Annotated in this window: 16 protein-coding genes; all 16 read right to left on the reverse strand. The window is 54.9% G+C overall.

Going from position 1 to position 14,862, the window contains the following annotated elements; translation table 11 throughout:
- Window positions 1–33 precede the first annotated feature (33 nt).
- The 16 genes from L5656_RS00635 to L5656_RS00710 all read right to left on the reverse strand — a co-directional run bounded on the left by L5656_RS00635 (window position 34) and on the right by L5656_RS00710 (window position 14,859).
- The gene (locus tag L5656_RS00635; protein ID WP_297197517.1) at window positions 34–582 is read right to left on the reverse strand and encodes a manganese efflux pump MntP family protein; all 549 of its coding nucleotides are present in this window, start codon (window positions 580–582) and stop codon (window positions 34–36) included.
- A 45-nt stretch (window positions 583–627) separates the two neighbouring features.
- The gene (locus tag L5656_RS00640; RefSeq protein WP_297197520.1) at window positions 628–1,704 is read right to left on the reverse strand and encodes an L-threonylcarbamoyladenylate synthase; all 1,077 of its coding nucleotides are present in this window, start codon (window positions 1,702–1,704) and stop codon (window positions 628–630) included.
- An 11-nt stretch (window positions 1,705–1,715) separates the two neighbouring features.
- A complete protein-coding gene (gene prmC / locus L5656_RS00645; protein WP_297197522.1) occupies window positions 1,716–2,618 on the reverse strand; it encodes a peptide chain release factor N(5)-glutamine methyltransferase in 903 nt (300 codons plus the stop codon).
- Window positions 2,619–2,767: 149 nt separating this feature from the next.
- Window positions 2,768–3,844, reverse strand: coding sequence for a peptide chain release factor 1 (prfA, locus tag L5656_RS00650; protein WP_297197525.1), 1,077 nt, complete (start codon window positions 3,842–3,844; stop codon window positions 2,768–2,770).
- Entirely contained in the window at window positions 3,838–4,722 is an 885-nt protein-coding gene (locus L5656_RS00655) for a DUF1385 domain-containing protein (protein WP_297197527.1), read from the reverse strand. Before L5656_RS00655 ends, prfA begins: the two co-directional genes overlap by 7 nt.
- Window positions 4,723–4,770: 48 nt before the next feature.
- On the reverse strand, window positions 4,771–4,971 hold the full coding sequence (gene rpmE, locus L5656_RS00660) for a 50S ribosomal protein L31 (RefSeq protein WP_297197530.1): 201 nt from the start codon (window positions 4,969–4,971) through the stop codon (window positions 4,771–4,773).
- Window positions 4,972–5,148: 177 nt separating this feature from the next.
- Window positions 5,149–6,057 (reverse strand): peptidoglycan DD-metalloendopeptidase family protein, encoded by a 909-nt coding sequence (locus tag L5656_RS00665; RefSeq protein WP_297197533.1) that lies wholly within the window; start codon window positions 6,055–6,057, stop codon window positions 5,149–5,151.
- 149 nt (window positions 6,058–6,206) lie between these two features.
- Window positions 6,207–7,775, reverse strand: coding sequence for a transcription termination factor Rho (rho, locus tag L5656_RS00670; protein ID WP_297197535.1), 1,569 nt, complete (start codon window positions 7,773–7,775; stop codon window positions 6,207–6,209).
- A 1-nt stretch (window position 7,776) separates the two neighbouring features.
- Window positions 7,777–8,424 carry a fructose-6-phosphate aldolase gene (fsa, locus tag L5656_RS00675; RefSeq protein WP_297197537.1) on the reverse strand — a complete coding sequence of 216 codons (648 nt, stop codon included), beginning with the start codon at window positions 8,422–8,424 and terminating at the stop codon, window positions 7,777–7,779.
- A 140-nt stretch (window positions 8,425–8,564) separates the two neighbouring features.
- Entirely contained in the window at window positions 8,565–8,717 is a 153-nt protein-coding gene (locus L5656_RS00680; RefSeq protein WP_297197539.1) for a DUF1540 domain-containing protein, read from the reverse strand.
- A gap of 67 nt (window positions 8,718–8,784) precedes the next feature.
- Complete coding sequence (locus L5656_RS00685; RefSeq protein WP_366017782.1) at window positions 8,785–9,639, reverse strand: class II fructose-1,6-bisphosphate aldolase; 855 nt, start codon at window positions 9,637–9,639, stop codon at window positions 8,785–8,787.
- A gap of 114 nt (window positions 9,640–9,753) precedes the next feature.
- A complete protein-coding gene (locus L5656_RS00690) occupies window positions 9,754–10,143 on the reverse strand; it encodes a hypothetical protein (RefSeq protein ID WP_297197545.1) in 390 nt (129 codons plus the stop codon).
- Window positions 10,144–10,252: 109 nt separating this feature from the next.
- On the reverse strand, window positions 10,253–10,657 hold the full coding sequence (locus L5656_RS00695; RefSeq protein WP_366017783.1) for a response regulator: 405 nt from the start codon (window positions 10,655–10,657) through the stop codon (window positions 10,253–10,255).
- 141 nt (window positions 10,658–10,798) lie between these two features.
- A complete protein-coding gene (gene alr / locus L5656_RS00700; protein WP_297197548.1) occupies window positions 10,799–12,028 on the reverse strand; it encodes an alanine racemase in 1,230 nt (409 codons plus the stop codon).
- Window positions 12,029–12,118: 90 nt separating this feature from the next.
- Complete coding sequence (locus L5656_RS00705; protein WP_297197551.1) at window positions 12,119–13,234, reverse strand: lipid II:glycine glycyltransferase FemX; 1,116 nt, start codon at window positions 13,232–13,234, stop codon at window positions 12,119–12,121.
- The gene (locus L5656_RS00710) at window positions 13,225–14,859 is read right to left on the reverse strand and encodes a CTP synthase (protein ID WP_297197554.1); all 1,635 of its coding nucleotides are present in this window, start codon (window positions 14,857–14,859) and stop codon (window positions 13,225–13,227) included. Before L5656_RS00710 ends, L5656_RS00705 begins: the two co-directional genes overlap by 10 nt.
- Between the last annotated feature and the right edge of the window lie 3 nt (window positions 14,860–14,862).

Here is a 14,862-nt window from a genome sequence, read left to right on the forward strand (position 1 = left end):
CAGCCCGTTCCTTTACAGCGGCATTAGGTTTCTTTAACCTACCAGCATCTTTAACCCGATAACGACCAGCACCAGACCTCCCGCCACCTTCGCCTTGTCACCTAAATAGCGCCCCGCTCGGCGGCCCAAAATCAACCCCAGACCCGTCATGACCGCCGCCATAAATCCCATGATTATTACGGCAAGGGGCAGGCTCACCTGTAGCGTACCGAGGCCGAAACCGACGGCTAAAGAATCAATACTTACACTGCCCGCCAGAAGGCAGATAGCCCCTAGGTCCCGCGTAACCCCCCAAAAGCCCGAAAAAACCCGGGCTAAAGGCCCGCTAAGGGAGGCGGAAGGCTCTTCCGAAAAAGCCTCCTTCAGCAAAAGAAGGCCCAGTGCGGTAAGAACGCAGGCACCTATTACGGAGGCCAGCCTCCCCAGGATCCGCCCGACCATAAGGCCCAGGTAAAAACCGATCAAAGGCATAACCACATGTAATAACCCAACCAAGCCGGATAAAAACAGAGCGGGCCGCCCTTTAAGTCCTGCCATCCCTAAGCCTGCGGCCAGGGAAAAGGCATCCGTACCTAAGGCCATGGCCACCAGAAAAACCGCAGCAACACTCTCTATCCTCTATCCCCCCTAGGCCTGGATCACCCGGTAACCCGCAGCCTTACGCAGCCTGTTCATGATGGCCAAGCCCAGCCCTTGTTCCGGAAAGGCTTCTACAAGTATAACTTCCGCCTGCTGCCGGTCACAATTCCTCAGGGCAGCAAAAAGGCGGGCCGCTACCTGCGTAAGATCCTGTCTGCTTCCTAAAACCTCTAAATAGTCCGGCCGCGGCTCTTTAAGATAGTTGCTGGCTGTTTCTACCGTGGCCAGCACTGCCACCCGCAAACCCTTTTTCTTAAAGGCTTCCACCATCTCGCGAATACGCCGTACCATACGCGAAAGCTCACCGGCCACAAGGTACACCTCACCCTCCGGAGCGTAATGGGTGTACTTCATACCCGGAGCCTTGGGCCGTTCCGCGCCATCCCCGAGGACTGCAGGATCCACCGCCACTTCTCCCAAGATTTCCTCAAGTTGTTCTTTGGTGATACCGCCCGGCCGCAAAATGGTAGGTACGGGCGAGGTTAAATCCAAAACAGTCGACTCTACTCCCACAACCGCCGGACCGCCGTCAACTACAGCATCTATCTTCCCGCGCAGGTCCCGCAATACGTGGTGTCCGGTGGTCGGACTCGGCCGCCCGGAAAGGTTGGCGCTGGGCGCCGCCACAGGTAGCCTTGCCGCTTTGATCAAGGCCAGGGCCACCGGGTGAGCCGGCATGCGTACAGCTACCGTATCCAGCCCGGCCGTCACCTCGGGCGGTACCACCTTGCTCTTGGGCAAAACCAAGGTGAGCGGCCCCGGCCAAAACCGCTGTATGAGGGTCAAAGCCTTGGGAGGAAGCTCACTAATAAGGGAGCGCAACATGGGGAGGCTTGCTACGTGGACTATTAAGGGGTTGTCCTGGGGCCTGCCCTTGGCCCAAAATATACGTTTGACGGCCCGGCTGTCCAAGGCATTGGCTCCCAGGCCGTAAACCGTCTCCGTGGGAAAAGCGACTACTCCCCCGCGCTGCAAAATTCGTGCCGCAAGCCTTATCTTATGTATTTCGGGTACGCGCGGGTCTATCTTTATATATTTAGTTCTCTTTCTCTTAAACGTAGGCACCCGTTTCACCTCTACAAGACTTCTACCTTGCGGGCAAGGAAGCAGCGGGGCCTTCCCCCGTAGTCGCAGATTATTTCGTCCCCAGCAAAAACGCCCAACGACCGCACCAGCTCTTTAACCTTTTCACCCTGGTCCCACCCTATCTCTAAGGCCAGCCACCCGCCCGGTTTAAGAATGGCTGCCGCTTGGGGAAGCAGTCTAGCCACAACCTCAAGACCGCTCTTGCCTCCATCCAAGGCCAGGCGGGGCTCATGGCGCACCTCCTTAGGAAGATCGTCTAACTCCCCCGTAGGTATATAAGGAAGATTGGCCACCACCGCATCGAGCATCTCACCCTTACAGCCCTGCCCTTTTAAAAGGGGCTCCAGGAGATCCCCTTTAAGGAAAAGAATGCGGTCCGCCACGCCCAGGTCTTGAGCATTGGCCCGGGCTACCTCCAAGGCCTCTGGGCTTATGTCCAGGGCATAAATAAAGGCCTGCGGCAGGTAATACGCCAGGCTTACTGCTATGGCCCCGCTACCCGTACCCACATCGGCCGCCATCCAAGGCCTACCCTTATCCACCCGGTCCAGTATCGTTTCTACCAAAACCTCCGTATCGTGCCGGGGTATGAGGACTTGGGGCGTCACTTTGAAGTTAAGGCCCATAAACTCCTGCCGCCCGGTTAAGTACTGCAGCGGATAGCCCTGGGCCCGCCTCTCCACCATCCTCCAAAAAGCATCTGCTACTTTAGGCTCCAAAAGCTCCCCCGGCCGGGCCAAAACTTGTGCCCGCGTAAGACCGGTAACGAAGGACAAAAGCACTTCCGCCTCAAGACGAGGCCTGTCAATCCCGGCCTCTTTAAATTTTTCTTGCGCCCGGGCCAAAGCCTGGGCGAAGCTTTCCTCCCCTCCTTCTTTAGCCGCGCCTCCCAACTTTTATCCCGCTCCTCCGGGCTTACTTTACGACAGCACACTCTGTTTACTTATCTGCCTTCCCAGATATAAGCTCTGATATGTCACCCACCCGGCATTAAAATAAGGCCTTGGGCGCTTCCGGGCGGAGACCGCTTCGGGCACTTCTTTTACTTCTCCTTATCCAGAGCCTTAAGCCTTTCTGCTTGCTCCGAAGCCACCAGGGCATCTATGATCTCATCCAGTTCCCCGTCGAGGACTGCTTCTAAGTTATAGAGGGTTAAGCCTATACGGTGATCCGTAACCCGATTCTGCGGAAAATTATAAGTGCGTATACGCTCGCTGCGATCACCTGTGCCCACCTGGGAACGCCGGGCCGCTGCCAGTTCGTTGTGTTGCTGGGCCCTGGCCATATCCAAAAGCCTGGCCCGCAATACTTTCAAAGCCTTCTCCCTATTTTTTAGCTGGGACCTCTCATCCTGGCAGGTAACTACCAGCCCCGTGGGCAGGTGGGTGATGCGCACCGCCGAGTAGGTGGTGTTAACCGACTGCCCCCCGTGTCCGCTAGAGCAGAAAGTGTCGATACGCAGGTCTTCGGGTCTTATCTCTACCTCCACCTCTTCCGCTTCCGGTAAAACAGCCACCGTAGCCGTAGAGGTGTGTATGCGCCCTCCGGACTCTGTAACCGGTATCCGCTGAACCCTGTGCACGCCGCTTTCAAATTTCAACCGGCTGTAGGCTCCCCGGCCTTCCACGATAAAGACAATCTCCTTGAACCCGCCCAATTCCGTAGGATGGGCATCCACTACTTCCGTGCGCCAGCCTTTACCTTCGGCATAACGCTGGTACATCCGGAAAAGGTCAGCCGCAAAAAGTGCGGCCTCCTCGCCACCCGCTCCAGCCCGGATCTCCATGACGATGTTCTTTTCATCATTGGGGTCCTTAGGAAGCAGCAAAATCTTAAGCCTTTTCTCTAGTGTTTCCTTTTCCTCCTGTAATTTTTCTATCTCTTCTTTAAGGAGCATTATAAATTCGCGGTCCTGGCTTTCGCCTAGCATCTCGCGAGCCGTAGCCAGCTCTTCTTCCACCTGGCGGTAGCGCCGGAAGGTAGTTACAATTTCCTCTAGTTCTGTATAGGCCTTGGCCGTCCTCTGCAACTCCTCAGGGTTCGTCAAGACGGCCGGATCTGTCATAAGCCTTCCTAGCTCCTCATACTTTTCCTCCAGTTCCCTGAGCTTCTCTAACACCTCACCACCTCCCCTGCGCTAGCCTCTCCTTTAGCCGCCAATAGGGCCTTCAAAGCCACTTCCAGCATTTCGTCATCGGGTTCGCGTGTAGTAAACTTCTGTAACCACAGTCCGGGCGCCACCACAAGCCGCACCACGGGAGAACCCATGTGGCGACTGGCCCACTTGATCACTTCATAAGCCGACCCGGCCACAACCGGCAAAAGCGCTATACGGGAGAAAAGCCTCCACCAGATACCGCCTTTCCCTAAAAAGGAGAAAAAGAAAACACTGAGCAACACTACCAATAAAAGGAAGCTAGTCCCGCAGCGCGGGTGTAAGGTAGAGTAAGGACGTATCCTCTCTACAGTAAGCTCTTCCCCCGCCTCTAAAGCATTTATTACTTTATGCTCGGCCCCATGGTACTGAAAAACCCGCTGGATATCCTTGACCTGCGATATGGCCGCTATATACCCTAAAAATAAAGCCAGGCGCAAAAACCCCTCCAGCAGGCTCTGTCCGTAAAAAGGGAGCCAAACGTGGGTGAGCATCGCTAGAACAGCCGGTATAACCACAAAAATACCTGTAGCCACAACTAGAGCTAAGGCTACAGTCAAAATCAAATCGCGGGGTCTAAGCTCTTCCCCCTCTTCTTCCAAAGCAACGCCGGCAGAAAGGCTTAAATACTTTATACCCAAGACCAGGGATTCTACCAGAGCTACTACGCCTCTAAAAAAAGGGAGCCGCAATAACCTGTGACGTGAAGCCCAAGAAGAAAACGGCCGGGCTTCCACCAGGATGTCCCCCGCCGGCCGCCGAATGGCCACGGCCAGCCTGTGGGGACCCCGCATCATGACTCCCTCGATGACCGCTTGACCGCCAAATTGTACCTCCGGCATAACTGAAAGCCCTCGGGCTCCGCTCTCCTTCCTTACCTGCAACTACCTTTACTTGCCGTACTTCTGTCTGAATTTTTCTATGCGCCCCCCACGCTCCACCACCACTTGTCGAGCTCCGGTATAGAAAGGATGGCAGCTAGAGCATACTTCCACCCGGATCTCTTTCTTGGTGGAACGCGTCTCGATGACGTTGCCGCAAGCACATATAATACGCGCCTTCTCGTAAGGAGGGTGAATTCCGGGCTTCATAAGAATATATCACCTCCGTATATTGTAGAACTCATTTAAGTATAGCACAGAACACCCGGCCCTGCAAATACCCGGGCCTAGGGGCCACGGATCCCGCTTCACTTCGTAAGGAAAGCTACTCAAAGCCCGTCTTGCCACACATAAATAAAAAAAGCCGGCCTTTAGCCGGCCTATTGTTTAAGGCAGGAAGCGTAGCGGGTTTACAGGCCGCCCTTTTTCCCAGACTTCAAAATGCAGGTGGGGCCCGGTAGCCCTGCCACTGCTTCCGACTCTAGCTATCACCTGGCCTGCCTCCACATATTCACCCGGTACTACCAGGTTCGCTTCGTTGTGGGCATACACGGTCTTCAGTCCCTGCCCGTGGTCCAGGATAACCGTACGGCCGTATATGCTGTTCCGCCACCCCGAAAATTCTACTGTACCGGACCGGGCGGAACGGATGAGGGTACCCGCTTCGACCGCAATATCTAAGCCGTGGTGAAACTCTTCTCCCCGCCAGCCGAAAAAGGAAGTTATGGGGCCTATCACCGGCCAGAGGAAAGACACCAAACCCCCGCGGGAGACGGGATGGGAATAATTCCCAACCGGCTTGCGGCTCTCAGGCAGGGTGAGCAGAGTACCTACTTGCAGGGTACGGGGATCAGTTATACCATTAGCTTCCATTATCTCCTCTACCCTCAGGTCGAAGACCTGGGCTATCCCCCATATGGTATCCCCTTTTTTCACTTCGTAGGTCCGCTCGCCCTCGAAAGGTAAGACCAGAAACTGGCCGGTAGTCAAGGAGGCCTCGAGGTCCAGGTCATTCATGGCCGCCAACAGCTCGGCATCCAGCCGGTAGCGCCGAGCAATACCTTTTATGGTGTCGCCCTCCTCCACCTGGTACAGGCGGGTCAGGGGGTTTACTCGGGAAGCTAGCTCTTCATACTGGGCGGGGGCCACGACGGCCGCTACTTCCTGCAGATCCTCCACAATGGCCGCCTCCGCTCGGCTACGCGTCCCCCAAGTTCCCGGCCCAAAGCCGCTGAGCGCCCACAGGCCGGCCAGAACCAGGCTTAAGGCCCAGCCTGCTGCCCTGCGCATCAGCATAATGTTTACATCACCCCTTAAAGGAGGAATTGCTGGTATATGCTTCCACCAGCTTTAATAGTTTAACCTTTAACTTAAATTTTCATACCCTGCTTTGCGCAGCGGCTTGAAACCGGTGGGCCGGCGCCGAGCTGTCTAACTTAAAACTTTCACACCCTGCTTTCCCGGGGAAATAAGGCAGGAAGGGCGCGCAGAAGGTCGCGGTTGCTTTTTGTTTTCCTCATGGCATCAATGAGCATTTCGGCAACCTCCACAGTACCCAAATGGGCCGTGGCCCGCCGGAAATGCCAGACCAGTTCCAATTCCTCTGGTGAAAGAAGGAGTTCCTCGCGGCGGGTCCCGGAACGTTTAACGTCGATGGCCGGGAAAATCCTTCTCTCCGCCAGTTTACGGTCCAGGATGAGCTCCATGTTACCCGTACCTTTAAATTCCTCAAAAATCACTTCGTCCATGCGACTGCCTGTATCAATAAGGGCCGTGGCTACAATGGTAAGGCTTCCGCCTTCTTCTACCTTCCGGGCAGCGCCAAAAAACCTCTTAGGCTTGTACAAGGCCGCCGGGTCTACGCCACCCGACAGGGTACGGCCGCTGGGAGGAACAACCAGGTTGTTCGCCCGGGCCAGGCGGGTGATGCTGTCCAAAAGCACCACCACGTCCTTTTTATGCTCTACCAATCTTTTTGCCCTCTCCAGCACCATGTCCGCTACTTTGACATGATTTTCCGGTAACTCGTCAAAGGTAGAGCTAACCACCTCTCCCTTAACCGAACGCTCAATATCGGTAACTTCTTCGGGGCGTTCATCAATCAGCAGTATAATGAGCACTATGTCCGGGTAATTGGTGGTTATGCTGTTGGCGATTTTCTTGAGCAGAACAGTTTTACCCGCTTTGGGAGGAGAAACTATAAGGGCCCGCTGCCCCTTACCCAAGGGAGCTATAAGGTCTATTATACGCGTGGAGGGGTCGTTATCCGGGGTTTCTAAAGTAAGCCTTTCGTAAGGAAATACGGGGGTAAGTTCGTCGAAATGAAGCCTCCGCAGGGCAGTCTCGGGGTTTTCGCCGTTGACTTCTTCCACCCTTAAAAGCGCATAGTACCGCTCGTTGTCTTTAGGCGGGCGTATCAACCCCTTGACTTTGTCCCCCGTACGCAGGTCAAAACGTCGTATCTGGGAAGGGGAAACATAGATATCGTCTTCGCTGGGAAGATAAGCAAAGGGGCGTAAAAAACCGTAGCCGTCGGGAAGGATCTCCAAGATGCCCTGAGCCTGCAAGGGCTCGGCCTCTTCAGCACGCTCCACAACTTCAATACGCTCTGGCTGCTCGGTCACCTGCTCCGGCGGCCCGGGCTTTAAGGGCCTTCTATCCTCTTCCCGGCCCTCCACCCTCTCCCCTGGGGGGCCAACCCTTTCAGATTCTGCTGGAGCTTCTCGCCGGGGACCCGGCCTTTCTAAGGGGGGCTCCCCTGCTACCGCCTGCGGGAGCTTCTCCCTAGCCTCGACTTCCCCGGCTCGCTCCTCCTCAAATGTGGGCTTCCCCTCTTCACCAGGAGTTTCTCCCTCTGGTTTTCTTTCGGCCAGAAGCTCAGCCAGCCTGGACACAAGCTCTTTTTTGCGCAACCTGGAATAACCCTTAAGCCCCATCTCCCGGGCCAAGCGCTGGAGCTCAAGAATGGTCTTACCTTCTAATTCCTTTAAATCCAAGGAAAAGACAACCTCCATTTTATTTTGCTTTAAGTTTTTCCCAGTCGGCTAAGAATTTGGCCAAGCCGATATCAGTCAAGGGATGTTTTATCATCTGGAGGAGAACTGAATAGGGGACTGTAGCAATGTCGGCGCCCAAGCGAGCGGCTTCCAAAACATGTAACGGATGGCGGATGCTAGCAGCAATGATCTCTGTGTTAAACCCGTACTGGGCGAAGATGGATACTACATCGTGCAAAACTTCCATTCCTTCTTGACCTACGTCATCTATACGGCCTATAAAAGGGCTTACAAAGGTGGCCCCGGCTAAAGCAGCAAGAAGGGCTTGATTGGCCGAAAAAACTAAAGTAACATTGGTCTTTATACCTTCCCTGGAGAGGGCCTTGACGGCCTTTAAACCTTCGGCCGTCATGGGTATTTTAATGACCACATTGGGGTGTATCGAGGCGAGTTCCCTGGCTTCTTCAACCATACCCGGGGCATCCTGGCTAATGACTTCGGCACTTACCGGGCCGTCTACCAGCCGGCAAATTTCTTCTACCACCTGGCGCAAGGGGCGGCCTTCCCGGGCAACCAGCGTGGGATTGGTCGTTACACCAGAAATTATACCCAATTCAGCGGCTGCTTTAATCTCTTCTATATTGGCTGTATCGAGAAAAATGCGCAAAAAATGCACCTCCCCTTTAAGCTTAATCTTTATTTTCACCATGACCGGGGAAAATCCTGCAAAAAGCACGAGGTTTTAAATCAAAGTAAGACCCGACGGCTGGAACGTCGGGCCCTTGAAAACAATTTTTCCGAAAAAGGTCAGCTTTTCCGGGGCCTAAAGGAATGGCAAGCTGTGTCTTCGGAGGTCCGTACCCGGCGGTCACCGCTTGACCGCACTTCAATACTGTCTGCTGTACAGATCATGTTATCCCAGTACTGGCATTCCTCCACCCCGCACTTGATATTAGGCATTTACACCGCCTCCTTTCAGGTGTTGCTTCCCCGTATAGCCTTCCCCAGGAGGCGGAAATTTTATTTATCAGGCCCTGCCGGCACAGCCGAAAACTCGCATCTTATACCGGATGGCCTCCCGGGCCGCTTCCCGGGCCGGTCCCAAAATCCGCCGGGGATCGATCTCTTCTGGACGGCGGTCCAGCTCCTCGCGCACCTTTTGCAGGAAGGCTAGCCGAATATCGGTATCTATGTTGACCTTGCGCACCCCAAGGCTTACCGCCCTTCTTATAGCCTCATCGGGCACACCTGAGGAACCGTGCAATACAAGGGGGATCCGGGTTAGCTCCCGTATCCTTTTTAGCCGGTCAAAATCAAGCCTTGGCTCCCCTTTATATACACCGTGGGCGGTCCCTACTGCCACCGCCAAGGCATCCACCCCTGTCTCCGCTACAAAGCGCTGGGCTTCTTCGGGATCGGTAAAAAAGGCTTCCTGGCCATCCACTTGAATATTATCCTCCGTTCCCATAATACGGCCCAATTCACCTTCTACCGATACTCCCATAGGCCTGGCGACCTCTACAACCTGCCGGGTTACGGCAATATTCTCCTCCAACGGGTATTTAGATCCATCTATCATCACGGACGTAAAGCCCGCCCGCAAGGCTTTAAGTACTTGCTCCCGGTCCGTTCCGTGGTCTAGATGCAAAACTACGGGCACCCGAATGCTTTCCGCCGCGGCCCGAACCAGGGAGACTATATAGTTTAACCCGGCATATTTTAGAGCCCCCTGACTGGCCTGGATCACCACCGGAGCTCTTTCCATTTCCGCTGCCTCGGCGATGGCTTGAACTATTTCCATGTTATTACAATTGAAGGCTCCTACCGCGTAGCCACCTTCCTCGGCCCTTTCCAGCACTTCCCTTAAGCTTACCAGAGGCATCCTTATCCCTCGCTTAAAATCCAGGTCGGTTGTAATAAACCCCATCCGCCGCCCGCTTGTCCAGTTTTACTCAATATCCCTGCATAGTTTTTGTGCTCGCAACACTGGATATTCTTATATCCACCGGCCATCCAGGAGCCCTAGGTCGGCCGCAATTTCGGCCAAAGTCCGGTCTAACTGTTTCATGGCCTGCTGGACCAAGGGCCGCGGCCCCATGAAACCCGCTTCCAATCCCATGTCCTCGCAGAAAAAGGTGAAGAGCTCTGCGCCCAGCCTATCCCACCGGGGAAAAGGCCAGCAATGCCGGGCCCCGCAAATTATGCAGTTAAACTGAACCCCAAACCCCTTCCCCTTCTGCCTCTCTATATCTAAAAGCACGCACCCGCAAGGGCACCGGATCTGGAAGTTACCCCGCCCTAGGGTAAAGAGGGAAAAATTATAAACTTCGAGACTACCGCACCCCGGGCAGTAAAGAGCGCAAGCTACCTCGGTAAAGATGACCATGGACCCTTCCCTTTCTGTTCCGACAAGTTATAATTCGCTATCCTTAGGTGAAATCCTCCAGGCCGCCCTTGAAAAATAAAGGCCCGGTTTAAAGACCGGGCCCGTCTATTCATCCCGTTACAATTTCCAGCTGTGAATAGCACGACTGGGCTAAAGCCGCATCCACCAGGTGATAAAGGTGGGAGAGATCGAAGGGCTTGTGCAGGAAATACCGCACGCCCAGCTTGCGCGCTTGCTCCGCTAGTTCCTTGTCTTCGTAGGCCGTCACCACAATTACAGGTAGAGAGCATGCCCTCCTATGTAGCTCGCGTAAAAACTCCACTCCGCTCATCCCCGGCATTTTCATATCCAGTATGGCCAGGCTGGGCTTCTCCGCTATTATCTTCTGTAGTCCTTCTTCCCCGCTTGCCGCCTGGCAAACCCGGAAGCCCGCCTGACTCAGGGCTTCCAACAACAGGCGCCTTACACCCGGCTGGTCATCTACGATAAGTATAGAATTTTTGCGCAGGCCAATTCACCTCCCATCCCCTACCAAACTCGTCAGTTAGGCTCCGCTAGCTCATTTGGTAAAGGGGAATAGGGAATCCGCTCCTCTAAAAATACAATATATTCGCTAAAAGGCCAAGGAATTCCTGCTCCCTTTATCACCGGGCCTTTATACATATTCCCGGGCCAGGCTATCTTTCAAAGTGCGCCATTCCCCGGTAGGCAAGCGTAAAAGATAAGGTTCCCCCTCCCGTAAATACAGCCGGGGAAGCCTAGCCGAAGCGAAGGAGCGGCCCAGGTTGACCTCCACTTCCTCCCCTTCATCTGCAGGAAGCTCTCCCAAATCCACTAAAGAAAGCTGCATGCCCACGCGGCCTACCACGGGAACTTGCCGCCCCCGCACGAAAACCGCCTCCTCCCGGTGGGGCCGGCCCAGGTAAGCCAGCAACGCTTTGGCCCAGAAACGGAGCAGATCCGCTAGAGATTTGGGCCGTGCTATAGCAGTCAACCCCAGTCCGTCCGCATACCCTAAAGGTACGGTACCCAAGCGCGCGGGGCGTTTGGTGACATAATCACCTCCATACCCTGCCGCTGTCCCCGCGGGAACCTCTTTTACATGGAGCAGCCGGGCTTTCACCTTCCAGGGATTCTTAAGTTCCAGCTCCCGTCGCTTTGCTCCAAAAGGATATTGACCGTAAAGGAGTGTGCCTACCCGGACCATGTCCAGGTGCATCTCCGGATAACTAAGGCAGGCAAAGCTGTTGGCCACGTGCTTTAAAGGGATCTCCAGGCCTTCTTCTTCTAATTCACGGCATATGCGACAGAACAGAGAAAACTGCTCTACGGCCTTGCGCCTGTCGGCTGCGTGGGAAAGGTGGGTATAAATGCCCTCTACCACAATGCTCGGGCAGCGCAAAACATCCCTTACAGCTTTAACCTCCTCCGGCTCAAGACCTGTGCGGTGCATACCGGTCTCTATTTCCAGGTGAACGCGGGCCTGCCGCCCCGTCTCCTTAACCGCACGGGCTACGGCTTCAGCTCCCCAGCGGCTGGCTACCGACAAGGTGAGATCCCATTTTAAGGCTTGCGGGATCTCTTCAGGCAGCAAAGGGCTCATGACAAGAATCGGCATGATAAGGCCGTGCCGCCTAAGCTCCACCCCTTCAGCCAGAGTAGTTACTCCCAGGTAGTCGGCGCCCGCCCGGCTGAATACCCGTGCGGCCTCCACTGCACCAGCGCCGTAGGCGTCAGCTTTGACCACGGCCAAAAGGCGGGTGGAAGGGTTAAGTATTCTTCTTACCTCGCGTAAATTGTTCTCCAAGGCCGTTACTTCTATTTCTACCCAGCGAGGCCCTAAAAATTCGTATAGTCCGGGGCTGCCCGCATATCCCTGTTCCATAAAAATAAAAACGCCTCCGTCTCCCGGATTCCCTCGACCCTAGTAGGTTCCCTTACCTCGCAGGGTTTAAGGTCCTATCCCTGCCCAGTACTAAACTTCGCCGGTAGTGGAAGAATCCTCTCCTCCGGCTGCCCTGCTTTTTAGCCTTAAAAAAAGCAAGCGGCGCAGTAAAGAGTGGGCCGGCTGGGCTGCCCGCCACAGCCAGTAGTAGAAAGGAGAATATACCAGGTCATACTCCCCTATAAACTCCGTGAACACCCCACCGAACCCCTTTTTGAACCGGTAAAGCCCGTGCAGGGGATGCTCCGGCGACGGATCCCCCGGTACCCCGCGAAAATCGTATAAAGTACAACCTTGCTCTTTGGCCCAGCAGATCATAGTCCACTGGAGAAGGTAGTTGGGCATGACGTTGCGGTGCCGGTTGCTAGAGGCACCGTACAGGTACCAGGCCTTACCCCCGAAGATAAAGGCCAGGGTGCCGGCGATGGGCTCGCCCTGATAATAAGCCAGGAAGAGCTTGGCGTAACCGCGTTCCACCAGTTCTTCCCATAAGGTGAGAAAATAATCATAGGAGCGGATGAGGAAGCCGTCCCTCAGCGCGGTCTCTTGCAGCAGCTTGTAAAAAACCCGAAGATCCTCTAAAGTGCAATCGCTTTTGATGGTCACACCCCTGCGCTGGGCTAGCCCCAGGTTGTAGCGGGTCTTGGGGTGAAAGTTCCTCTTTATCTCCTCCAAAGAAGGAGCAAGGCTCAAGCGAAAAACGTAGCGGGGCTGTACCCCCTCAAACCCCGTACCGCGCGTGGCCAAGCGGAACCCCAGTTCACGGAGCAGTTCCGTTACTTGTACCTCTTCAGACGAAACGGCGGGATCTATCTTTAACAGAATAACCCCTTCCCGGCGGGCAAGCTCTTTTACAGCCTGGAACAAAAAACGCACCAAAGGAGGGTTCCCGAAATCCACCACCGGACCCCGGGGTGCATAAAAAATACTCTTCCCTAGGAGGGGCAGCCTCCGCTTAAGGAGGGAAATTGCAGCGACAATCCGCCCGTCTTCCTCCACTACCAGGCGCAAGGGCTTCCAGCCGGTTTTAGCCTTAACCTCGCCCCACGCATAGGTCTGCAATATATGACCATAGGGGTGGCTGGCGAGAAAGCCGTCGAAAACCTTTTCTTCTTCCGGCGCTATGAGGCGGTATTTTAAAGCCATTTAAGCCCACCCTTCTGTTTCGCGTAAGCCAGCGCCGCCCCGATAAAGTCGCGAAATAACGGATGGGGCCGGTTGGGCCGGGATTTAAACTCCGGATGGAACTGGCAGGCCACAAACCACGGGTGGTCTTCCATTTCCACTATCTCCACCAGGTCGCCGTCCGGCGAGGTGCCGCTTATAACGAGGCCTTTAGAAGCAAGGATGTCCCTAAAGGCGTTGTTAAATTCGTACCTGTGCCGATGACGTTCGTATACCAGCTTATCATTATAGGCCTCCCACGCCCGGGTTCCCTCTTTAACCAGGCAGGGGTAGGCGCCCAGGCGCATGGTCCCTCCTAAATTCTCTACTTTCTTCTGTTCCGGCAGGAGGTCGATAACCGGATAGGGGGTGTCGGGGTCGAACTCTGAGCTATGGGCCCCTTCCAGGCCGCACACGTGCCGCGCGAATTCCACTACGGCAAGCTGCATCCCCAGGCAGATACCCAAGTAAGGGATCCCTTTCTCCCGCGCCCACCGGGCAGCCAGGATCTTCCCTTCTATACCCCGCTCCCCAAATCCTCCGGGCACCAAAATCCCCGCACACCCTTCCAGGGCCTCCTCCATACCAAGGGGGGTAAGGGCCCCTGAGTAGATCCAGCGGACATCCACGGACACCTCGTGGACCAAACCCCCGTGCCGCAGGGCCTCCACAACGCTAAGGTAGGCATCCGGTAAAGTTACATACTTGCCCACCAAGGCTATGGTGACCTGGTATTTGGGGTTCTTCATCCTGGCTACCATAGCCCGCCAATCATCGAGCTGAGGAGGCCCGCATTTCAAGCCCAACTTCTCTACAACGATCCGGGCCAGCCCTTCTTCCTCCATCATAAGGGGAACCTCGTAAATAGATTCGGCATCCACAGCCTGGATTACGGCATCCCTTTCAATATCGCAGAATAAAGCTATCTTTTCGGCCGTCTCCCGGGAGAGGGGTCTTTCAGTGCGGCACACGATTATATCCGGCTGGATACCTATGGAGCGCAATTCCTTTACACTGTGCTGGGTGGGTTTAGTCTTGGCCTCCCCGGCGGCTTTAAGGTAGGGCACCAAGGTAACGTGGATATACAAAACCCGCTCACGGCCTATATCACTCTTAAGCTGCCTTATGGCTTCGAGAAAAGGGAGGGACTCGATGTCTCCGACGGTGCCCCCTATTTCCGTAATAACTACATCGGGGCCGGTCTCTTCGGCCACCTGGTATATCCGCTCTTTAATTTCGTTGGTTACGTGGGGGATCACCTGCACCGTGCCCCCCAGATAATCTCCCCGCCGCTCTTTGTTTATCACCGACCAGTAAACTTTACCGGCCGTCACATTGCTGGCCCCGGTTAAGTTTATGTCCACAAACCGTTCATAATGCCCCAAGTCCAGGTCCGTTTCCGCACCATCCTCGGTTACAAAAACCTCCCCGTGCTGGTAGGGGCTCATGGTACCGGCGTCTACGTTAATGTAAGGATCGAACTTTTGTATGGCTACTTTAAGCCCCCTGCTCTTCAAAAGCCTACCTAAAGAAGCGGCGGTTATCCCCTTCCCTAAGGAAGAGACGACACCGCCGGTGATAAAAATAAACTTCGTATTCTCCCCCATGTC

The organism is Thermanaeromonas sp. (assembly GCF_021890735.1).
Lineage (GTDB): Bacteria > Bacillota > DSM-521 > Neomoorellales > Neomoorellaceae > Thermanaeromonas.

Excerpts from the sequence above, each read along its gene's own strand:
- L5656_RS00635 (WP_297197517.1), bottom strand. The coding sequence starts at position 582 with ATGGCCTTAGGTACGGATGCCTTTTCCCTGGCCGCAGGCTTAGGGATG.
- L5656_RS00655 (WP_297197527.1), bottom strand. The coding sequence starts at position 4,722 with ATGCCGGAGGTACAATTTGGCGGTCAAGCGGTCATCGAGGGAGTCATG.
- rpmE (WP_297197530.1), bottom strand. The coding sequence starts at position 4,971 with ATGAAGCCCGGAATTCACCCTCCTTACGAGAAGGCGCGTATTATATGT.
- L5656_RS00665 (WP_297197533.1), bottom strand. The coding sequence starts at position 6,057 with ATGCTGATGCGCAGGGCAGCAGGCTGGGCCTTAAGCCTGGTTCTGGCC.
- rho (WP_297197535.1), bottom strand. The coding sequence starts at position 7,775 with ATGGAGGTTGTCTTTTCCTTGGATTTAAAGGAATTAGAAGGTAAGACC.
- L5656_RS00680 (WP_297197539.1), bottom strand. The coding sequence starts at position 8,717 with ATGCCTAATATCAAGTGCGGGGTGGAGGAATGCCAGTACTGGGATAAC.
- L5656_RS00685 (WP_366017782.1), bottom strand. The coding sequence starts at position 9,639 with ATGCCTCTGGTAAGCTTAAGGGAAGTGCTGGAAAGGGCCGAGGAAGGT.
- L5656_RS00690 (WP_297197545.1), bottom strand. The coding sequence starts at position 10,143 with ATGGTCATCTTTACCGAGGTAGCTTGCGCTCTTTACTGCCCGGGGTGC.
- alr (WP_297197548.1), bottom strand. The coding sequence starts at position 12,028 with ATGGAACAGGGATATGCGGGCAGCCCCGGACTATACGAATTTTTAGGG.
- L5656_RS00705 (WP_297197551.1), bottom strand. The coding sequence starts at position 13,234 with ATGGCTTTAAAATACCGCCTCATAGCGCCGGAAGAAGAAAAGGTTTTC.
- L5656_RS00710 (WP_297197554.1), bottom strand. The coding sequence starts at position 14,859 with ATGGGGGAGAATACGAAGTTTATTTTTATCACCGGCGGTGTCGTCTCT.